The 20,731-nt window shown below is 41.6% G+C and carries 17 protein-coding genes, 16 tRNA genes and 1 rRNA gene; 31 read left to right on the top strand and 3 right to left on the bottom strand.

Going from position 1 to position 20,731, the window contains the following annotated elements:
- Window positions 1-246 precede the first annotated feature (246 nt).
- The 19 genes from rrf to cysK all read left to right on the top strand — a co-directional run bounded on the left by rrf (window position 247) and on the right by cysK (window position 4,399).
- Window positions 247-363 (top strand): 5S ribosomal RNA (rrf, locus tag PGLA_RS09835).
- 57 nt (window positions 364-420) lie between these two features.
- A tRNA-Ile gene (locus tag PGLA_RS09840) sits at window positions 421-497 on the top strand.
- A 23-nt stretch (window positions 498-520) separates the two neighbouring features.
- Window positions 521-596: transfer RNA gene (locus PGLA_RS09845), tRNA-Ala, on the top strand.
- A gap of 3 nt (window positions 597-599) precedes the next feature.
- Window positions 600-675, top strand: a tRNA-Asn gene (locus PGLA_RS09850).
- A 4-nt stretch (window positions 676-679) separates the two neighbouring features.
- Window positions 680-754 (top strand) — tRNA-Glu (locus PGLA_RS09855).
- 22 nt (window positions 755-776) lie between these two features.
- Window positions 777-852, top strand: a tRNA-Val gene (locus tag PGLA_RS09860).
- Window positions 853-879: 27 nt separating this feature from the next.
- A tRNA-Met gene (locus PGLA_RS09865) sits at window positions 880-956 on the top strand.
- 4 nt (window positions 957-960) lie between these two features.
- Window positions 961-1,033, top strand: a tRNA-Phe gene (locus PGLA_RS09870).
- Between the two features lie 32 nt (window positions 1,034-1,065).
- A tRNA-Thr gene (locus tag PGLA_RS09875) sits at window positions 1,066-1,141 on the top strand.
- A 29-nt stretch (window positions 1,142-1,170) separates the two neighbouring features.
- A tRNA-Gln gene (locus PGLA_RS09880) sits at window positions 1,171-1,244 on the top strand.
- Between the two features lie 7 nt (window positions 1,245-1,251).
- A tRNA-Lys gene (locus PGLA_RS09885) sits at window positions 1,252-1,327 on the top strand.
- Between the two features lie 15 nt (window positions 1,328-1,342).
- A tRNA-Leu gene (locus PGLA_RS09890) sits at window positions 1,343-1,427 on the top strand.
- A gap of 7 nt (window positions 1,428-1,434) precedes the next feature.
- Window positions 1,435-1,509, top strand: a tRNA-Gly gene (locus PGLA_RS09895).
- Between the two features lie 14 nt (window positions 1,510-1,523).
- Window positions 1,524-1,600 (top strand) — tRNA-Arg (locus PGLA_RS09900).
- A 25-nt stretch (window positions 1,601-1,625) separates the two neighbouring features.
- Window positions 1,626-1,704: transfer RNA gene (locus PGLA_RS09905), tRNA-Leu, on the top strand.
- A gap of 5 nt (window positions 1,705-1,709) precedes the next feature.
- A tRNA-Pro gene (locus PGLA_RS09910) sits at window positions 1,710-1,783 on the top strand.
- 13 nt (window positions 1,784-1,796) lie between these two features.
- Window positions 1,797-1,867 (top strand) — tRNA-Gly (locus tag PGLA_RS09915).
- 362 nt (window positions 1,868-2,229) lie between these two features.
- A complete protein-coding gene (locus PGLA_RS09920) occupies window positions 2,230-3,381 on the top strand; it encodes a sigma-70 family RNA polymerase sigma factor (protein ID WP_068532107.1) in 1,152 nt (383 codons plus the stop codon).
- 103 nt (window positions 3,382-3,484) lie between these two features.
- On the top strand, window positions 3,485-4,399 hold the full coding sequence (gene cysK / locus PGLA_RS09925; RefSeq protein ID WP_068532108.1) for a cysteine synthase A: 915 nt from the start codon (window positions 3,485-3,487) through the stop codon (window positions 4,397-4,399).
- Window positions 4,400-4,521: 122 nt separating this feature from the next.
- On the opposite strand, the gene PGLA_RS09930 is transcribed toward cysK, so the two are convergent.
- A complete protein-coding gene (locus PGLA_RS09930) occupies window positions 4,522-4,773 on the bottom strand; it encodes a YolD-like family protein (RefSeq protein ID WP_068532111.1) in 252 nt (83 codons plus the stop codon).
- A gap of 91 nt (window positions 4,774-4,864) precedes the next feature.
- Window positions 4,865-5,707, bottom strand: coding sequence for a lipoate--protein ligase family protein (locus PGLA_RS09935; protein ID WP_342671683.1), 843 nt, complete (start codon window positions 5,705-5,707; stop codon window positions 4,865-4,867).
- Window positions 5,708-5,896: 189 nt separating this feature from the next.
- Between PGLA_RS09935 and PGLA_RS09940 the strand changes: the two genes are divergently transcribed.
- From PGLA_RS09940 to PGLA_RS09950, 3 genes are all read left to right on the top strand, one after another.
- Complete coding sequence (locus tag PGLA_RS09940) at window positions 5,897-6,520, top strand: TVP38/TMEM64 family protein (RefSeq protein WP_068532114.1); 624 nt, start codon at window positions 5,897-5,899, stop codon at window positions 6,518-6,520.
- A 128-nt stretch (window positions 6,521-6,648) separates the two neighbouring features.
- Window positions 6,649-7,647, top strand: coding sequence for a glycosyltransferase (locus PGLA_RS09945; RefSeq protein ID WP_068532116.1), 999 nt, complete (start codon window positions 6,649-6,651; stop codon window positions 7,645-7,647).
- A 21-nt stretch (window positions 7,648-7,668) separates the two neighbouring features.
- On the top strand, window positions 7,669-8,616 hold the full coding sequence (locus PGLA_RS09950) for a prenyltransferase (RefSeq protein WP_068532118.1): 948 nt from the start codon (window positions 7,669-7,671) through the stop codon (window positions 8,614-8,616).
- Window positions 8,617-8,707: 91 nt separating this feature from the next.
- Here PGLA_RS09950 and ald read toward each other — a convergent pair whose 3' ends face one another.
- A complete protein-coding gene (gene ald, locus PGLA_RS09955) occupies window positions 8,708-9,835 on the bottom strand; it encodes an alanine dehydrogenase (RefSeq protein ID WP_068532120.1) in 1,128 nt (375 codons plus the stop codon).
- Window positions 9,836-10,418: 583 nt separating this feature from the next.
- Here ald and PGLA_RS09960 point away from each other — a divergent pair.
- The 9 genes from PGLA_RS09960 to PGLA_RS10000 all read left to right on the top strand — a co-directional run bounded on the left by PGLA_RS09960 (window position 10,419) and on the right by PGLA_RS10000 (window position 20,638).
- Window positions 10,419-11,753 carry an LLM class flavin-dependent oxidoreductase gene (locus PGLA_RS09960; RefSeq protein WP_068532122.1) on the top strand — a complete coding sequence of 445 codons (1,335 nt, stop codon included), beginning with the start codon at window positions 10,419-10,421 and terminating at the stop codon, window positions 11,751-11,753.
- Window positions 11,754-12,026: 273 nt separating this feature from the next.
- Complete coding sequence (locus PGLA_RS09965; RefSeq protein ID WP_068532124.1) at window positions 12,027-12,281, top strand: glutaredoxin family protein; 255 nt, start codon at window positions 12,027-12,029, stop codon at window positions 12,279-12,281.
- Between the two features lie 259 nt (window positions 12,282-12,540).
- Window positions 12,541-14,307 (top strand): methyl-accepting chemotaxis protein, encoded by a 1,767-nt coding sequence (locus PGLA_RS09970; RefSeq protein ID WP_068532126.1) that lies wholly within the window; start codon window positions 12,541-12,543, stop codon window positions 14,305-14,307.
- Between the two features lie 267 nt (window positions 14,308-14,574).
- The gene (locus PGLA_RS09975; RefSeq protein WP_068532128.1) at window positions 14,575-15,480 is read left to right on the top strand and encodes a LysR family transcriptional regulator; all 906 of its coding nucleotides are present in this window, start codon (window positions 14,575-14,577) and stop codon (window positions 15,478-15,480) included.
- A 236-nt stretch (window positions 15,481-15,716) separates the two neighbouring features.
- Window positions 15,717-17,144 carry an alanine/glycine:cation symporter family protein gene (locus PGLA_RS09980; RefSeq protein ID WP_068532130.1) on the top strand — a complete coding sequence of 476 codons (1,428 nt, stop codon included), beginning with the start codon at window positions 15,717-15,719 and terminating at the stop codon, window positions 17,142-17,144.
- 376 nt (window positions 17,145-17,520) lie between these two features.
- Window positions 17,521-18,369 carry a transporter substrate-binding domain-containing protein gene (locus PGLA_RS09985; RefSeq protein ID WP_068532132.1) on the top strand — a complete coding sequence of 283 codons (849 nt, stop codon included), beginning with the start codon at window positions 17,521-17,523 and terminating at the stop codon, window positions 18,367-18,369.
- A 36-nt stretch (window positions 18,370-18,405) separates the two neighbouring features.
- The gene (locus PGLA_RS09990; protein ID WP_068532136.1) at window positions 18,406-19,182 is read left to right on the top strand and encodes an amino acid ABC transporter permease; all 777 of its coding nucleotides are present in this window, start codon (window positions 18,406-18,408) and stop codon (window positions 19,180-19,182) included.
- Window positions 19,179-19,889 carry an amino acid ABC transporter permease gene (locus PGLA_RS09995; RefSeq protein WP_068532138.1) on the top strand — a complete coding sequence of 237 codons (711 nt, stop codon included), beginning with the start codon at window positions 19,179-19,181 and terminating at the stop codon, window positions 19,887-19,889. Before PGLA_RS09990 ends, PGLA_RS09995 begins: the two co-directional genes overlap by 4 nt.
- The gene (locus tag PGLA_RS10000) at window positions 19,886-20,638 is read left to right on the top strand and encodes an amino acid ABC transporter ATP-binding protein (protein ID WP_068532140.1); all 753 of its coding nucleotides are present in this window, start codon (window positions 19,886-19,888) and stop codon (window positions 20,636-20,638) included. Before PGLA_RS09995 ends, PGLA_RS10000 begins: the two co-directional genes overlap by 4 nt.
- Window positions 20,639-20,731 lie beyond the last annotated feature (93 nt).

Below are 20,731 nucleotides of genomic sequence, written 5' to 3' on the forward strand. Positions count from 1 at the left end.
TAATAATAGCAATCGGTCGAGTGCTTACCCTAAGTTTTTGGAGTTTAGGCTTCAGAAGCAAATGTAAGTTTCGAACTGCAAATTCATTCGTATCTAGTTTTCAAGGATTAAACCTTGAATAGCATTTAAATTCATTCACACATTTGTGATAAACCGAATTTAAAGCTGGTATAAAGCTGCATGTTCTTTCTGAGGACTGATATTTCTCGCAGCGATTTCGAGAAGCGTAAGCTTCGAAAAATCACGTTTGGTGGCGATAGCGGAGGGGTTCCACACGTACCCATCCCGAACACGACCGTTAAGCCCTCCAGCGCCGATGGTACTTGGACCGCAGGGTCCTGGGAGAGTAGGACGTCGCCAAGCAGAATACCACAAATCATGTGGTTTTTTTTTGCCTAGATTGTATAGGTGTACACATAAGGGCCCTTAGCTCAGTTGGTTAGAGCGCACCTCTGATAAGGGTGAGGTCGGTGGTTCGAGTCCACCAGGGCCCACCATGTAATATTATATATCCCAATATGGGGCCTTAGCTCAGCTGGGAGAGCGCCTGCCTTGCACGCAGGAGGTCAGCGGTTCGATCCCGCTAGGCTCCACCATATTCCCTGATAGCTCAGTTGGTAGAGCACTCGACTGTTAATCGAGTTGTCACAGGTTCGAGTCCTGTTCGGGGAGCCATTAAGGCCCGTTGGTCAAGCGGTTAAGACACCTCCCTTTCACGGAGGTAACAGGGGTTCGATTCCCCTACGGGTCACCATTTAGATTGTTACGATAGATACGGAGGCTTAGCTCAGCTGGGAGAGCATCTGCCTTACAAGCAGAGGGTCGGGGGTTCGATCCCCTCAGCCTCCACCATCTTAACTTCATATGTTTGTACAATGACGCGGGGTGGAGCAGCCCGGTAGCTCGTCGGGCTCATAACCCGAAGGCCGCAGGTTCAAATCCTGCCCCCGCAACCAATAAGGCTCGGTAGCTCAGTCGGTAGAGCAAAGGACTGAAAATCCTTGTGTCGGCGGTTCGATTCCGTTCCGAGCCACCTTGAAGTGTTTGTGAAATTTGTATGGATGCGCCGTTGTAGCTCAACTGGTAGAGCAACTGACTTGTAATCAGTAGGTTGGGGGTTCAAGTCCTCTCGACGGCACCATATTTCATTTCGAGAATGAGAAACCGTTTTGGGGATTAGCCAAGCGGTAAGGCAACGGACTCTGACTCCGTCACCATAGGTTCAAATCCTATATCCCCAGCCATTTATATGAGTCATTAGCTCAGTCGGTAGAGCACCTGACTTTTAATCAGGGTGTCGAAGGTTCGAATCCTTCATGACTCACCATCTCTTTATCAGTGTGCGCGTGTGGCGGAATTGGCAGACGCACTAGACTTAGGATCTAGCGTTTCACGACGTGGGGGTTCAAGTCCCTCCACGCGCACCATATGTTTGCGGACGTGGCTCAGCGGTAGAGCATCGCCTTGCCAAGGCGAGGGTCGCGGGTTCGATTCCCGTCGTCCGCTCCATTTTTATTATATTTGCGCCCTTAGCTCAGCTGGATAGAGCGTTTGACTACGAATCAAAAGGCCAGGAGTTCGAATCTCTTAGGGCGCACCATTAATATTATAGTTATTATGTATATGCCGGTGTGGCGGAATGGCAGACGCGCACGACTCAAAATCGTGTGGGAAACCGTGGGGGTTCGAGTCCCTTCACCGGTATACATCGGGACGTAGCTCAGCTTGGTAGAGCACCTGGTTTGGGTCCAGGGGGTCGCATGTTCAAATCGTGTCGTCCCGATTCTTTTATTAATGCGGGTGTAGTTCAATGGTAGAACTTCAGCCTTCCAAGCTGATAGCGTGGGTTCGATTCCCATCACCCGCTTTACGTGTAGAAGTACAAGAAACCTTTGCTGAGCAAAGGTTTTTTGTTTGCACAAAATATGATTTATGCGTAATCCTTCACTTAAATGGGACAGGATGTTTTTATTGCTGGTATCATTAGAATAAATTTTAACAACTTGAATGAATTATAAATATTTTTGACATTCCGCACCCCTAGGCATCATGCCTACGGGGTGTTTTTTTATTTCTATTTAAAGTGAACATTCTGATTATATTCTTTAAGATATTCTAATTTAACCTTCGAGTTCATTTAACTCTATATAGTTCTTAAAATGTTCACAATACTGCTTCCATATTATTGGCGTTTGAACTGTTATACAAAGTAGGAGAGGAGGATGGTAGGTGGAGGACGCTGAACTGATTATACGTATTCAACAGGGGAAACATCATTTTACAAACCTCTTAATTGAACGGCATTACGACTCTATAGGGAAATATTGTTATTGGAGAACCAGCAATATAGAGGCAGCGCAAGATATCACACAGGAAACGTTCTACCGCTTTTTCCGTAATTTTGATCAGTATACCCACGTTGGGAAATGCAGGGCCTATCTGTATACCATCGCTCGTCACCTGTGCTATGACTACTTCCAAGCTAGACGGTTGCTGTCATTGGAAGAACCGGCAGAAGAGCAATGCGGGGAAGCACCTTCGATGGAAGAAACGGTGGATAGCCAAATAGCGGTTAATCAACTGATAAAGGAGTTACCGACTGAGCAGCAGGAAGTATTATTCCTTCGGTTCTGCTACGATCTAAGATTTCGTGAAATTGCAGAAATTACAGGTGTTAATATTTGCATCGTTCAGTACCGGGTGAAACGCGGATTAAGCACACTTAACAAAAAGTTGGGAGGGAGGGACAAATATGAAGAAACAACGGACAGAACAAATTCAAAACATGCTAAAAGTTCACCCTATCAGAGCGGTGCTGATTCCATCATTTTATCATCTCGCTATGGTCGTAATAAGGTAATCACCGCGAAATTGAAAGCCAGCTTCATCGTGTCCTTAGGACTGCTTGCCTTAGCGCTGATAACCTATACGCTCCTCTTATTAGGTATATATGGATTTGAAGGTGGGGGTACCAGTGTGCAAATAATTAAACTTATGGCTCCTGTTCCGTACACGGTATTTCAAACGTATCTGTGGGTGGTCTTTATTGGTAGTCTAGCCTGTCTGCTTGTGGGTGCGGTGACGCTGTGGCTGTCCAGCCGTATGAGGAGTCCCTTTCACGTTATCATTACAATCGGAATTTTACTTATCGGTCCGCTTCTTATTCCCGCAAGCAAAAGCAGCCGCTTGTTTAATCACATGATGGATTTGCTGCCTGGCAATATGTTTGACAGTTTTACAAAAGTAACTGGCTACGAAGTGTTTCATATTTTTGGTCAGTTGATTCCGGAGTACAAGGTCATGGCAGGTTTTTCAATCATTGTTATAGCTCTGTTGTTGCCTCTTACTTATCGAAGTTTCAAAACACATCAAGTTGTGTGAAACTTCTAATGAATTTGATCCTTCTTTATGGTATCCTAAAAGGAATTTAGTGGAAAACTATAAATCGAGTGTGAGCCCTGCACAGGTGAAGGAGAGATGCACCATGAGTATCGTACACGATGTTACAGAACTTATAGGTCAGACACCCATGGTAAGATTGAATCGAACGGTTCCTGAGGGTGCTGCAGAGGTATATGTGAAGTTGGAGATGTTCAACCCTTCGGGGAGTGTTAAAGATAGAGCAGCATTCAATCTAATTGATGCCGCTGAGAAAGATGGGTTACTTTCTCCAGGGGGTACAATTATTGAACCGACTAGTGGCAATACAGGTATTGGATTAGCCATGATAGCAGCGGCCAAAGGATATAAAGCGATTCTTATCCTGCCTGATAACATGTCCAAGGAACGAATCAATATTCTAAAAGCGTACGGCGCAGAGGTTGTTCTCACGCCAAGTAGTGAAAGAATGCCTGGTGCCATTACAAAGGCTCTAGAGCTCAGAGAGCAGATTTCAGGGAGCTTTATCCCACAACAGTTTGAGAATCCGGCCAATCCTAGCATACATCGCACCACAACAGCACCAGAGATATTGGAACAAATGGATTACCGCTTGGACGCTTTTGTGGCTACAGCAGGCACCGGGGGTACGATTACGGGTACGGGTGAGACATTACGTGCACATTTGCCAAACATACATATTGCAGTGGTTGAACCGATGGGATCACCCGTACTATCAGGAGGTCAACCGGGACCTCATAAATTGGTTGGGACGAGTCCAGGTTTCGTTCCAAGTATTCTGAATACAAGTGTGTATGATGAAATTATTCAGATTTCTGATGAAGAGGCGATTAGGATGATGAAAGACCTAGCACGATTGGAAGGTATTCTTGTAGGACCGTCTTCGGGAGCATCTGTTTATGCAGCAGTAGAAATAGCTAAGAAATTAGGCACTGGTAAAAGAGTCGTCTGTATAGCCCCAGACACGGGTGAACGTTACTTGAGCATGGAGTTATTTTAGAGGGGAAAATGAAATAAACCGTTGAAGACAATCGTGGCTCATGTCTTCAACGGTTTATTTGTGTCATAGTGGAATTCACGAACAGATATATATTGCACTTGAGTGGTGTGATATCCATGTGACTAATCTCTTGGATAATTCACTCTCATAATATCTAGAAAGGGTACCTTGGTTAATTCACTATCGTTCATCATATGAACTAATCGCGTACGTGAATCCATGAGCTTGATCCGACCTCGTACTTGTTCTTCTCGTCCCCAAACAGTTAATAGAATTTCACTATCCTCATTTTTTGCTTCGATCAATTGGTTCCCTAACTCTTCTAATTCAAATTCGTCTCGCGTAGGTCTTTTTGCAACTTTAGCCTTAGCCATATACAACCCTCCCCTTACACAACAAAACCTTCTCTTAAGTATACCGTCATTTCGTATGCAAGTCATTGGCAATAGGATCAAGTAAGGGACCTTACGATTCATTCACGTCATACCGCTGTCGAAGTGTATCTACCATCTCCATAATTTCAGCTTGTTGTGGAAAATACGGGTCTATTGTCGTAGATGAGTATTGCGTGCTCTGACGGTCGCTAATGACATGTTTCACGGCTTCAGCAAATGTTGTGGTTGGTTCTTCGCCCATATCTATGAGTTCAGAAAGACTTGCGGTACTGTCATCCGTCACGAGTGGGTATTGAGAAGAGGCCGCATCAACAGCTGCACGCTCGTAGAAGCCTCGTACAAGCTGAGCTCTTTCCTGACCAGATCCGTTAACAATGACAAATGCTTGTACAATATAAGCATGGGCTTGTCTTCGTTGTGCGATGCCGCAGAACTTGCGCCCACCGATACTTAAATCGAAATCACCCGGGCAATAAGCACCTACAATCTCACCTTTGTCCACATGAGATCCTGTATTAGATAGCGCATGCCGAATCAGGCTGTACATCTTTTCGAAATCACGATGGAAGTGGGTATCTGCTTGGTCCTGCTTTGACATTATTAATGAGATATTAACGACACCGAGGTCAAGTGGAACAGCCGCACCTCCGGAATTCCTTATTCCAACTTGGTATCCTTGAGATGTGATCCATTCTCGCCCCTTGTCTGCATGAGGTAGGCGACTATCTCGAAGGCCCATAATAAAAGACTTGGGATGACGCCATAGATGACAGAGCACTGGCCCACCTTTACCGACATGCTTGCATAGGAGTTCATCGAGTGCAAAAGGATAGAGAGGATCAATCTCGGATAAATCATTCATTCGATCTAGAATTAACATATGTTCAAACCCTGAATTGTCGATATCGTTCACAATAATGGTCCCCTTTGTAGGATATAATAAATTTACGTCCATTCGAAGTTTCTTTTATTCTACCATGTTCGTAAAGTGCATATTTCAAATGATAAACCGTAATTGAAAAATACATAGTTATGGTATGATATGGGTTGTATAAAGTAATATTGGTGTTTTTATATTGGAGAGATGAAGTAGGTGGTTATAATGACGGGCGTATTGGATATCATGTCGATGCTGACTGAGGAAAATATGAGACAAATGCTGGAGAGGTACCGTGAATTCGGAGCTTTACCAGGAATTCTTTTAACGTTTATGAAATCGTTCATTCCTCCGCTACCCACCCTTGTTATCGTAGGGGTAAATGCGGCTGTGTATGGATTGTGGCTTGGATTCTTATATTCGTGGATAGGTATGATAGGTGGGTGTTTGTTGACTTTCCTCATCGTACGCAAAGTGTCCTCGTATCCCTATTTTACACGATGGGCTCTCAAGCCAAAAGTCGCTAAGAGTATGATATGGGTTCAGCGGAATGCCTTCAGCTACGTGTTTATATTAAGTCTGTTTCCGGTTGGACCGTTTGTTGTGGTTAATATAGCAGCAGCGGTAGCACGTATGCGGCTAATTTCTTTTCTGATAGCTGTTATTGTTGGCAAAGGCATCATGATATTCTATGTTTCTTACATCGGGCATGATTTGCAAAGTTTTGTAGAACATCCCATTCAACTGGTATATGTTCTAGTATTTATCGCTGCATCGTTGTTCATTATGAAGAAGGCTGAAGCTTATTTCACAAGGACTCCAGTAGAGATGAGTAACACTTTAAAATGATCTCTTAGCCCGTGTTCTATTCGAAAAAGATGGCTTTCGCCAAGGCGAGGGCCATTTCTACTTGTTACAGGGAGCTTCTGTTATATTGTTAATACTAAAATTTAATGAGAGACAAGGGTGGAAGACGCATGAAAAAAGTCGGATTGGTCATGAGGAAAATACAATTTGCGGAGTCCCAAGGCCCCCGTGTATTTGCAGACCGCTTGAAACAAGTAGGTAAGGAACTAGGCGTGGATATTGTATTTATATCTCCTGAACGTCATGTGAGTGGCCATGATTGGATTCCAGGTTATGAACATGAGAAGGGTGATTTAGTTAATTACGACATTGTACTGGATCAGATTCATTCACAGAACATTGATCATGTGATTTATACGGTTTCTGGATTCACCTATTTGAAGATGTTCATTAAGAATAGTGTGCTTTTTCCACATAGTTTTCCTGATCCGGCACTGACAGGGTACGAGATGATGAAGCCTTTTTATCAAATGGTGGACAAGGCAGTAGTACAGACGGAATTTCTCAAGCGAGAACTAGACCGGAACTTTGGCGTTGAAGATGTGACGGTAATACCCATTGGATTCAGTGAAGAACTAGCGGAGCGGCATTTTGACCCTTCACAAATTGTTGATAATCGTGTGCTGTGGATTGGACGTGACGAAGAGAATCGGCGCCCAGATCTAGTGCTTGAATATGCGAGACAGAACCCAGATAAGGAAGTATTCATGGTGTTCGGTGGGATAAGGTACAAAGAAAGTATGAAGAAATATGACATTCCGCTCAATGTGAATTTGAAGTTCGCTTTAACTCAGGATGAGATATTTGAACTTATGAATTCTTCAAAGGTGTATTGGAGCTGTTCGAAATTCGATACCTTTGCGATGCCTCTAACGGAAGCTTTGGCGATGGGGAAGATCATTATTAAACCTGAACATCCGTGTTATGATCATATCAGCTCAAAGCATGCTTTTTCGGGAAATGAGAAGAACTGGTTCGAGTTAGTCAATATGGCGGTAGCCTCACCTAACAAATACTCCTTAGACAATCGTCACTACGGATTCGAGAAGTTCTCTAGTCGTGTAATGAAAGAGGGGTATCGTCAATTTTTTGATACATGGCTTAAGTAATTTACATAAAGGATGATAGTGATGACATTAAAAACTTTTCTGAATCTAGTCGAGATCAGGACGAAGCTCGCAAGCATGATTCCCTTTTTCCTAGGAAGTATCTATGTAGTGTTCCGCTTTCAACAATTTCAAGTAGCCAATTTCATATTAATGTTCGTATCGTTGCTTACGTTCGATATGTTCACAACAGCGATGAATAATTACTACGATTTCAAAAAAGCTAGAAAAAAAGAAGGATATGGTTATCAAGAGCATAATGCCATTGTGAAGTTCGGACTGAAAGAGTCGACGGTGGTGACCCTAATCATTACGTTATTTGTAACAGCTGTGGGTACGGGGATGTGGCTCGTCTTTAATACAGGATTAGTTGTTTTCCTGGTTGGAGGATTATCTTTTTGCGTAGGGATATTATATTCGTTCGGTCCGATCCCTATTTCTAGAATGCCGCTCGGTGAGTTGTTCTCTGGACTGTTTATGGGGTTCGTCATTATCTTTGTTTCGACATACATTCATGTAGGAGATCAACTGGTTGTGCTGGCCTTTGACCAACAAAATCTGATCGTACAGATCGACATGCTTGAAGTATTACTGATCTTCCTCATTTCGATACCCGCCATTCTTTGCATTGCTAATATTATGCTGGCAAACAACATATGTGATATGGATGAGGACGTAGAGAATAAAAGGTACACACTTCCGGTGTATATCGGTAAACGCAATGCGCTCAACCTATTTAGATTCATCTATTATGCTTCTTATCTAGATCTAATTGTATTGTTGTTCTTGAAGGTGAATCCAATGATCGTGGTCCTTGTTCTTCTTACCTTAATTCCCTTAAAGAGAAATATTAGCGTATTTATGAAAAAACAAACCAAGCAACATACCTTCGGTTTAGCTGTTCAGAATTTCCTCATTACGAATATGGCTCGTATTTTAACCTTTAGTGTAGCGATTGTTATGGCGTTGTAGTTGAATTTCCGTAAAAAAGGGATATGCATGAGTTATGCATATCCCTTTTTGAGTGCAGTCAAAGCACTTGATATATGTGAGAGTGTGAGTGTTAGACACTGAGTTGAGTAAATGCCTTATCAGCAGGCACATATTCGTAACCTAAGTCACGAGCTACTGCCTCATATGTGACGTATCCATTGATGACATTGGCTCCACTTGCAATGGCAGGATTACTACGAATAAGCTCTTGAATATCGTGATTGGCCAGTTGTAACGCAAATGGCATCGTGGCATTGGTTAAAGCAATCGTTGAGGTTTGCGGTACAGCACCCGGCATGTTCGCAACTGCATAATGGACGACACCGTGTTTCACATAGGTTGGCTGATCATGTGTGGTGATATGATCAATCGTCTCTACGATTCCGCCTTGATCAATGGCGACATCTACAATAACGGACCCTGCTGTCATCGATTTCACGACTTGCTCAGACACCAACTTCGGTGCTTTGGCGCCAGGAATAAGAACAGCACCAATCAATAGATCTGCTTCTGCGACAGATTTAGCAATGTTGGACGTGCTAGAGACTAAGGTCTTAATCTGGTTACCAAATATATCGTCTAATTGACGTAATCGTCCTACGTTCAGATCAATTAGGGTAACATCTGCCCCGAGTCCAATAGCGACCTTCGCAGCGTTCGTCCCAACGATGCCTCCACCTATAATCGTTACTTTCCCACGCGATACACCAGGTACACCCGATAATAGGATGCCTTTGCCCCCGTGAGGTCTCTCTAGTAATTGGGCTCCGATCTGCGCTGCCATACGCCCTGCAACCTCACTCATGGGTGTTAGGAGCGGGAGAGTGCCGTGGGTCGTTACAGTCTCATAAGCAATGGCGGTAACAGCTGAATCAACCAAGGCTTTGGCAAGAGCGGGTTCAGCTGCTAGGTGTAAATACGTAAAGAGGATTAATCCTTTTCGGAAGTAACCATATTCACTAGCGAGAGGTTCCTTCACTTTCATAATCATGTCGGATTGGCTCCACAACGTTATAGCTTGTTCGACTATAATGGCACCAGCGGCGGTGTATTCATGATCAGGGAATCCACTTTCTGCACCAGCATGTGTCTCTACATATACGGTATGTCCATGTTGAAGGAACTCTGCCACGCCTGAGGGAGTAATCGCTACCCGATTTTCATTATTTTTAATTTCTTTTGGAATTCCAATTCTCATCTTAGATCACCTCGTAGGTTTGTTGTAATATCTATTAAACTGTACAAGTGAATAGAAGCTTGAATCACCCCTGATGTTCATACTTTACTCCATTTATTATATGAATATACGAACAAACAATTGTGTGTATTTCCCACTATAAAAGGATGTCCATGCTGGGTGAAGCTATTAATACTATATATCTTTTCGAAAATTAGTACATATTAAAATTAATAATAATTCATTTTACGGAACTTTGGATATAGCTTTCTTCCCTTGATTTGGGAGTGGGGCTTTTTTGCGTATCTATAGGTAATATGCTGATGGATACGTCATATAGGAGATAGGTTTGTTCTATTTTTGAATAGAAAAAGGCTATTAGACGTGGGATACGCCTCATGCTAAAGTAATACCAAGTTTAATCCATACTTATAAGGTAGGAATTATAATATATTGTTTCAGAGTTTACTACTTTCGAAGTAAGTTTTTAAGAAGCTTATTCAAGAAGTATTTTCATAAAAACTTTAAAGCGTATGCTTCCGAGGCAAGTTTTTAAGAAGTCTATTCAAGAAGTATTTGCTAAAAACTTTTAGGAGGAACAAACATGGCAAAACAAAAGAAGTTAAAGCTTGGAGCGATCATTCACGGAGTGGGTGGCAATCCCGCGGCTTGGAGACATCCTGACGTACCTTCAGATGCAAGTGTGAATTTTAATTACTATAAAGAGCAGGCATTAACCGCAGAGGTTGGTAAGTTCGATCTCGTATTTATTGCGGATGGGCTATATATTACGGAGAAGTCGATTCCTCACTTTCTTAATCGGTTCGAGCCGATTACGATTCTGTCTGCACTAGGTGCAGTCACTTCCAATATCGGGCTTGTTGGGACACTCTCAACTTCCTACAGTGAGCCCTTCACGGTCGCTCGGCAGTTCTCCTCTTTGGATCACATCAGCGGGGGGCGCGCAGGTTGGAATCTGGTAACTTCTCCGCTTGAAGGATCAGCAAAAAATTATAGCAAAGCGGATCATCCGACGCACCCGGAGCGTTACAAGATTGCAGATGAATATCTCGAGGTGACCAAGGGGTTATGGGATTCATGGGAAGATGATGCTTTTGTCCGCGATAAAGAATCCGGTGTTTTCTTTGATCCTGAGAAGTTACATGCACTGGAACACAAAGGAGAGTTCTTTTCCGTAGAAGGACCCTTAAACATAGCGAGATCTAAACAAGGTCAGCCGGTTATATTCCAAGCAGGCTCATCAGAGGATGGGAAAGATTTAGCGGGTAAAGGTGCAGATGCAGTATTTACGGGCCATGGGAACATTGAAGATGCTAAACAGTTCTATGCAGATGTGAAAAAGAAAGCCATCGAACACGGACGTTCACCTGATGATGTTCTTATTTTCCCTGGTATCGGTCCAATTGTAGGTCGGACGGAAGAAGAAGCAGAGCGTAAATACCAAGAAATTGCGAGTCTAGTTACGATTGAGAATGCGTTGAACTACTTAGGAAGATTCTTTGAGCATCATGATTTCTCGCAATATCCGTTAGATGCACCGTTCCCTGATTTAGGTGACTTAGGGGCTAATAGCTTCCGTAGTGGGACAGATAAGATTAAGCAGGATGCCAAGGAGCATAATTTAACACTTCGCGAAGTCGCACTTGGAGCCTTAACGCCTAGAGGTAATTTCATAGGAACGCCTGAGAAAATCGCAGATTTAGTTCAGCAGTGGTTCGAAGAAGAAGCGGCAGATGGCTTCATCATTGGTACTGGTGTGCCTAGTGGATTGACTGACTTTGTAGAGCTAGTTGTTCCTATTCTACAAGAACGTGGAATTTATCGCACAGAATATGAATCCGATACATTGCGTGGCAATTTAGGATTGTCGATTCCCGAGAATCGTTACGTCAAGAAAAAAGTTACAGCCGAAGCTTAAGGAAATAGTGAGAGATAGATAGACGAGACATGGGTAGGGGGAGACACTTCCATATACGTTGCCCCGCAGCCGCAGCAACAGCAAGATGCAGAGAGGAACAACCCGTGTACTGAGGGCATTTAACAGCGTGCCATTACCCTACATTTTAAAAAGAGTGAAATGACGAAGTAAAACTAAGTACATGCTTACGAAGTAAGTTTTACTTCGTAAAACTTTAAGTACATGCTTACGAAGCGAGTTTTACTTCGTAAAACTTTTAGGAGGAATATAAACATGTCAACAAACCCAAAGATTGTGGTATGGAGCAAGCAAGGCTGTCAGTATTGCGCTGAAGTGAAGTCGTATTTGGAGGCTAATCATTATAGCTATGAGAATATAGATGTAGGTGCGAATGATATATTGAGAGATGTATTAGAGGTTAAATACGGCATTCGCCATGTTCCAGTCGTTGAGATAGGCAGAGAAGGTAAGTTCGAAGGAGTTATAGAAGTAGGATTAGAACATCTGCAAGCTGCACTAGCTAAATAAGGCATATATAGAAACATTCTTCAGGCTTTCGTAACCCAAATTATTTTGGAGTTACGAAAGCTTATTTTTTTGAGAAATCATAAACGTATTAAATTGTATGTGATGGGATGAAAAGCGAATGAAAATTCATGAAAAATCAATATCGCTTGCAATTTAATCGAACAAAATAGTATGTTGTAGTTATATAAATTTAGTAAAATATACCTTATTGGTAAAAATCATGAATTTGATGGGGTAGTAGCAAAGGAGAGGTTACAGCATGAAAAAAAGAAAAGGGTTTCGTTTTACACGTATCAGTTATTTTTGGAATTGGCATTTAAAAGTGAAAATAACACAACAACTCTACATCTTATTGTTTAGTATTATCGTGTTGATTGCCGGATCAGGATGGTTCACATTCTATCAAATGGACTCCATTAAAGGTTCCATAGCTGAAATAAATGATGCGAATCGTGTTGAAGATCAATATGGTGTCGTCTCAGATCGAATGATGAACACGGCATTAAGTCTTCTAAATTTGATAGAGGAATTTGATATTCAAAAGAAATATAGCGTAGATGAAAATCTTGCGAATTTTAACGCTAATCTTGAAGAATTAAAACCTATGTTCGAAAAACTTGATAGCCAATATCCTCAAGAGGAAGCCAGTAATACATTTATTTCTCACATCAATGCTTTAGTGCCTGCGAATGATTTGCTTTTGAAATCAAGCGGAAAAGTTGGACATGGGATGAGTTCTAAGGAGATCAACTTGGTTCGTAAGGATGTTCTCTATGCTTACACCTATATCATTGGATCAACCAATAAATTGATGGATGTCAAATTCAATGAAATCTCAAAAGAACGCCTTTCCGAGCAAGCAGCTACATTGAATTTGGCGAATATTGTTACACGTGTCAACAGTCTACTATTGATAATAATTCCACTAACTATGATTCTTAATTTCATTCGAATTATTCGTGGTGGTTTGAAGGTTGTCTTTAGCCGTATCCAATCATACAAGAGTCAAGATTTCACATATGAGTATGCAACAAATCGAAAAGATGAGTTTGGAATGATCGATATCACCCTTAGTGAGATGGGTTCTGTTCTAAGGGATACCATTTCATCTACGATTGATGTAAGCCAACAAGTGCTATTAGCCACTAAACAAATGGATCTTAAGATCGAAGATAATAAGTTAGCGTCTGAACAAGTGAAAAATAATCTTAAAATAAGTAAAACGAAGCTATCAAGCCAAAATGATGAAACAGCTTCTATTTCTGCAGTGACTGAACAGGTTTCCGCTAGCTCTCAACAAATAGCCGCTTCAAGTGACTATATTAACAACAACATGGAAACAATGAGACGTTCTTCTCATGAAGGTAAACAACGTATGGGTGAGATTCAAGAAATGATTGATACAATCTTAGATGAATTTCAAGGATTACTTCGTGTCATGGAGACAATGTCCACTCGATTTAGCAATGTAGTACAACGTCTTAGTGGGATCGATGAGATTACGAGTCAAACAAACCTACTGTCACTGAATGCATCCATTGAAGCGGCTAGAGCGGGAGAACATGGTTTAGGGTTTGCTGTTGTATCAGATGAAATTCGCAAGTTATCTGGGCAAACAGAAGATTTATCGAAGGATATACAATTCGTTCTGAAAGATATTCGTAATGGAATGCAAGACTCAAGCAACTCCTTACAGTCATTTTCAGTTCTACTCGGTAAGACCAAAGATATTACTGAAAGATCAAGTGAAACGTTTGATAAGATCGAAAGCAATAGTGAAAATCTTGGCTCTCAGATTAATGAAATTACAGTAGCGATTGGGGAAATTGCAGCAGGCATGACGAATGTCGTTAGCTCGGTTGAATTATTAATCAATACTTCGACGGATGTGAATGTATCTATGGATCACGTTGAGACGATTGCTAATGAACAATACACTCTTTCTGATGAACTGAGTCACACAGCTGTAACATTACACGGCGCATCTGACAGATTGTTAGAAAAAACGTCTATTTTTAAAGTATAAGTAAAATTGAAAGACATTAATGTCTCTTTGTTGCCAAACACTCACTTATGACTAGGGAGTGTTTTTCCCTATGGACATAAAGGAAGTATTACCGAGACGGTCATCATTCACTGATGTAACTTGGTGTTGCGTTACCGCTAAAGTGGTTATTCCTTAAATTTACGTTGACATCTAAGGGAGCTTGATTTAAGATAACGGGAATAATTCCGAGTTAATTCATATGATAAGTCAGTATATATGTTGATTTAAAAATAGAGGAGGGATTAGGTGAATATTGAGAATTTGGAGGCTTTTGTTTATGTCATTCATTACGGTAGCTTCAATAAGGCAGCGGATATGTTATTTCTATCCCAGCCTTCGGTAACCGCAAGGATACAAACACTCGAACGAGAATTGGATTGCAAACTGTTTGATCGCTTTGGAAGACAGATTCAATTAACGGAGAAAGGAAAACAATTTCTACCTTACGCACAGCAGATCCTACAAACCTACCAGAAGGGTAAAGTACAGCTCCATAAGCAAAAGGCTCTTCCAAACCTTGTGAGAATTGGCTGTACGATATCCGTATCTAACTATATTATTCCAGACCTACTTCCTCTCCTCAAAAATAAATACCCTGACCTTATGTTTAAACTTAGCGTTACGACCACAGACGATATTATGAATCAGGTACTGAATAAGGAGTTAGATGTTGGATTTGTTCGTAATGTGGCGCATCCACACCTTCAATCTATTAAATTATATACAGATCCCATTACGTTATATGTGCACGAGGGGCATCCTTTTATCGAGAAACACGATGTGACAATTAAAGATATTGAACAGGAGACTTTTGTATTCTTTGAATGTGGTGCACTCGATTGGTTACAGCTACATCGGGTATTTGAGAGTTTGGACCATCCTCCCCAAATTGAGTATATGACGGATAACTTAGAGACGGCTAAGAAATTAGTGTTGAACAAAGCAGGGATATGCTTTTTACCCAGTCTATGTGTAAGTAAGGAAGTGTCGGAACAGAAGTTATTCCCGATTCATTTCCCTGAGGTGTCCAATATTTCGCTACAGACCAATGTGATTAACCTTCATGGAGAGAATAGCATCGTGTATAGTTCCCTTTTGGACATGGGGAAGGAGATACTTAGGAGTAAAGCAATCATTTCTGAAGTCCAGTGATTAGAGAAATAGAAATAGTTGGACATCGAGATTTGGACCAGAATGCTAATTTTATGTTCTGGTTTTTTCGTATGTGATTGTGAAATGTGTATGTTTACACCTAAAGTTAGGAAGATTAAATGGTACATTCCAAATTAATACATGTATCTCTCCTTAAGAAAAATTTGATATACTAATGTATCTACTCAAAAATGGACATTAAATACCATATACTCAACTAGATGGGAGCCGCATAAATGTTACAAACTTTACAAAACACGATTGACTTTATAAACAGTATGATGTGGTCTAAATTGCTAATCGTTATGCTTATCACCTGTGGTCTGTATTTCACCTTTAGAACGAAGTTCCTACAATTTCGTCTGTTAAAAGAAATGGTGCGCCTACTAAGAGAATCTAAAGGTGGCACTCGTGATAGCATTTCTCCGTTTCAGGCGTTTTGTATTAGTATGGCCGCTCGTGTCGGGACCGGTAATATTACAGGGATTGCGATCGCAATTGCGCTTGGAGGTCCTGGTGCGGTGTTCTGGATGTGGGTTATCGCCGTTATTGGATCAGCATCTAGCTTTATCGAGAGTACGCTAGCGCAAGTGTATAAAGTCAAAGACAAAGATGGGTTCCGAGGTGGACCAGCCTATTATATGGAACGTGGCTTAAATAAACGATGGATGGGTGCTTTGTTCGCTATTCTAATCACATTGTCTTTCGGACTGGTATTTAATGCAGTACAGTCGAACACGATTTCAATAGCTTTCGAGAATGCTTTTGGCACGAATCGTTTAATGATCGGGTTAGTCATGGCTGCGGCATTTGCAGCTATTATATTCGGTGGTATTAAACGTATTGCCAAGATGTCGGAATATATCGTCGTTGTACTAGCGGTACTGTATATCGGTATTGCTGCCTATATCGTGCTAGTTAATATTGGACAAGTTCCAGCAGTGCTTGCGCTGATCGTGAAGAATGCATTTGGTATTGAGCAAGTCGCAGGAGGGACTCTTGGAGCGGCGCTTATGCAAGGTGTGAAGCGTGGATTGTTCTCAAATGAAGCGGGTATGGGGAGTGCTCCTAATGCAGCAGCGACGGCGACTACAAGCCATCCTGTGAAGCAAGGGCTGATTCAAGCCTTAGGCGTCCTTGTGGATACATTATTGATTTGTACAAGTACAGCGATGATCATTCTGCTCTCTGGCCTATATACGCAATCTGGGTTAGATGGAATCGAATTAACACAAGCAGCATTAAGTGTTCACATCGGTTCTTGGGCATCTGGTTTCTTAGCCTTGATGGTGTTCTTGTTCGCATTCAGTACGCTAATCGGGAATTATTACTATGGAGAGACCAATATTGCATTCTTGAAATCAAATAAAATTTGGATTGTCATATATAGATTTAGTGTATTAGCAATGATTATATTTGGATCGGTGGCCAAAGTTAAGTTAGTATGGGATTTGGCTGATTTATTTATGGGCCTCATGGTTATCGTCAATTTGATTGCTATTACTATGCTATCTAAAGTAGCTTTTGCTGCACTCAAAGATTATATGAAACAGAAGAAGGCAGGGAAAGACCCTATATTTATTCGAGAAAGTCTACCTATGTTGGACGACTCTCATAGGGTTGAATGCTGGGATTCTCCGATACCATCATCTAAAGCAGAATAGTTAGTGGTATAACAGTTCATTGAGATTTTGTGAAAAGACTACTGTATAACGAGAAGGTCAATGAAGAAGCAGCGATTTTAAGTTTTTATAAAATGCATTTGAAAAAATAAAGGCGAATTCCCATTCATTTCTGAATGAGAATTCGCCTTTATTTTATGATACCTTGACGTTTTTTATGGAATATTTTTTTCACTTTGATTTTTAGGGTGCTATTGAAATATCAAATCATGATATAGAAAACCTCTATTAGCTAACCCGTTGACGGGAACAACGCATGGTTGTAAAGTTAATTCAACATTAAATCACATAAAACTGATAGGAATTATGTGAATGAGATCAGTTTATATTTTAAAGTTCACATTGGGGAGGAAAAAGAATGAAGAAGCTAGCTGTGATAAGCGCTGTAGTACTACTGATGGTAATGGCTACAGGGTGTGGGTCTAATAATAATGGGGAAGTTGCACAGGGGGATAAGGCAAGCGGAAGTACTACGGAAGCGAAGAAAATCATTGTCGGTACGGGTACACAGTTCCCGAACGTCTGCTTTATTGACGAGAGTGGTAAGTTGACCGGATTCGATGTTGAACTTGTGAAAGAAATTGATAAATTGTTGCCTGAATATGAATTCGAATTTAGGACGATGGATTTCGGAAATTTATTACTCAGCCTTGAAACGAACAAAATTGATTTCGTCGCTCACCAAATGGAGAAAAATAAAGAGCGCGAAGAGAAATTCTTATTTAACAAAGAGCCATATAGCATTTTCCTATCCAAAGTAGCGGTTCTTAAGAATGACACCACAATCAAGTCGCTTGACGATTTGAAAGGGAAGAAGGTACTTATTGGACCAACAAGTAACCAGGCCTACTTCTTGGAGCAATATAATAGAACACATGATAATGCGCTTAACATTGTGTATTCGAGCGGTGAGGCGAATGATGAAGTAGCCTTATTTGAGAACAAGCGCGTAGATGGTACGCTATCCACCGATTTTGCAATCAAAGACTATCTTGGTTCTGACGGTACGCCTGCGTTGAAGACGGTGGGTGAGCCATTGATTCAATCGGATGTATTGTTCGTATTACGTAAGGATGGTCAGGAATTGTCCGATCATCTTGATGAAGCAATCAAGACACTGAAAGGAAATGGTACGCTAGCTAAATTAAGCGTTCAATGGCTTGGTGAAGATTTTACGAAGAGTTTAGATGACGCAAAAACGAAATAAAAGAGAGATACCAGATCATATGGGGGTGTAAATGCTGTGGGCAGACAATTTGATTTTAACTATGTACTCGATTTCTTACCCAAATTATTGTCTTACCTGCATATCACCCTTTTCATTGTAGCAAGTTCTATCGTACTCGGTATCATCATGGGATTTATTGTGGCGCTGCCCAGATTATACAATGTCCCGGTTTTGAAAAGAGTCTCCCAAGTGTATGTATCTTTTTTTCGCGGAACGCCCATTCTGATCCAACTATTTCTTATTTACTATGGGTTACCTGAATTATTGAAGCTTGTTCATGTGGATGCCTCAAGGACAAACGTGCTTGTATTCGTTATCGTGGCCTATGCACTACACAGCGGAGCATTTATTTCAGAAGCGATACGCGCTGCAGTGAATGCGGTTGATCGGGGGCAGATAGAGGCGGCCTATTCGGTTGGAATGAGTGGGTACCAAGCATTGACGAGAATCGTACTTCCGCAGGCGTTAGCCATATCTATACCGATTCTTGCTAATCTAGTTATCGCAAACCTGAAAGATACATCCCTTGCTTTTACGTTAGGTGCCATGGAGATGACAGGTAAATCTCAGACGTTAGGCTCAGCGACTCGTCATTTCCTGGAGACGTATATTGCATTATCCCTTATATATTTCGTAATTAGTACGGTTCTTGAAAGAATGTTCTTCTATATGGAGGCTAGACTGCTAAGGCACGAACGGCAAGTTGTTGAGAAGGAACGGTCACCGAGAAAGTTGATTGGATGGCGCAAAAGAGAGATAGCACGATTAGAGAAGGGGGTTGATCCACATTGAAAATTGACCCGCTGTTCATTCTAACGGCTTTGCTAAGTTTGATTAAAGCACTCCCAACGACATTAATCATTACCGTGGTCTCAGTATCCATTGGCTTGATTCTTGGTTCGACGGTTGCCCTTATTCGGATATACAGAATACCGGTGTTGCATAGAATCGCTGCTGCTTATGTCATGTTCATTCGTGGTACGCCCATGTTGATGCATTTACTTCTTATTTATTTCGGTCTTCCGATGCTTATAGATGGGATATCAGGAACTTGGGGCCTTCCTTTTCACTCCAATCAAATTCCCTTAATCGGTTTTGTGCTTATTTCTTTCTCTCTAACGGCGGGAGCCTATATGTCGGAGGTCGTTAGAGCTGGCATATTGGCCGTCAATCGTGGACAGATAGAAGCAGCTTATTCTGTAGGGATGACGACTGCACAGGCATTGAGAAGGATTGTTCTTCCTCAAGCATTATCGGTTTGCCTCCCGAACCTCTCTAATAGCCTGATCGGTATGCTACATGCATCTACGCTTGCTTTCACTGTGTCTGTGGTGGATATTAACGCACAAGCACAGATCGTCGCGGCAACCAATTGGAAGTTTCTTGAGTCCTATATTGCAGCAGCACTACTCTTCTGGGGAATGACGGTTCTCATTGAGAGAGCAACAAGTAGGCTTGAGAAACGGATCAATAATTACAATCGAGGTGGCGTAGCATGATTAAACTGACCAACATATCCAAGTCGTTTGGTAAGCATGAAGTGTTACATCGTATTAATCTGACCGTGGAAAAAGGGGGAGTTGTTGTCATTCTAGGTCCGAGTGGATCGGGTAAAACAACGCTGCTTCGTTGCATTAATTATTTGGAGAAACCCAATGAAGGGCAAATTGAGATTGGTGATTTCAGCCTCGATTACAAACATGCAAACAAGAAGGATATTCATAATCTTAGACAAAGATCAGCGATGGTGTTTCAGCACTACAATTTGTTCAAGCATAAGACGGTACTTGAGAATGTGATGGAAGGACTTATCATCGTTCAGAAGTTCTCGGCGGACGCGGCTAAGAGCAAGAGTATAGAAATGCTTGAGAAGGTGGGACTAGGTGCGAAGCTTGCTGCCTATCCAAGTCAATTATCAGGTGGCCAACAACAGAGAGTAGGCATTGCACGAGCATTAGCGCTTAATCCAGAAGTGATTTTGTTCGATGAGCCTACTTCTGCACTTGATCCTGAGCTGGTCGGCGAAGTATTAGATGTTATTCGCAAAATCGCCAAAGAAGGCATCACGATGATTGTTGTGACACACGAGATGGGTTTTGCTCGGGATGTATCTAACCATGTGGTCTTTATGGATGAAGGTGTCATCGTCGAAGAGGGAAGGCCACAGGATATATTTGGCGCTCCAAAGGAAGAACGGACGAAGCAATTCCTGAAACGCATCACTTCAGAATGGGCTTATTCCATATAAATACGTGTTCAAAAAGTCGGATTTTCAGCACCAAAGTATATGCTTATGATGCTGCGTTTCTTCGAAACGCCTTAGAAGATTGGATGAAGCAAG

The organism is Paenibacillus glacialis, from assembly GCF_001637205.1.
GTDB lineage: Bacteria > Bacillota > Bacilli > Paenibacillales > Paenibacillaceae > Paenibacillus_AQ > Paenibacillus_AQ glacialis.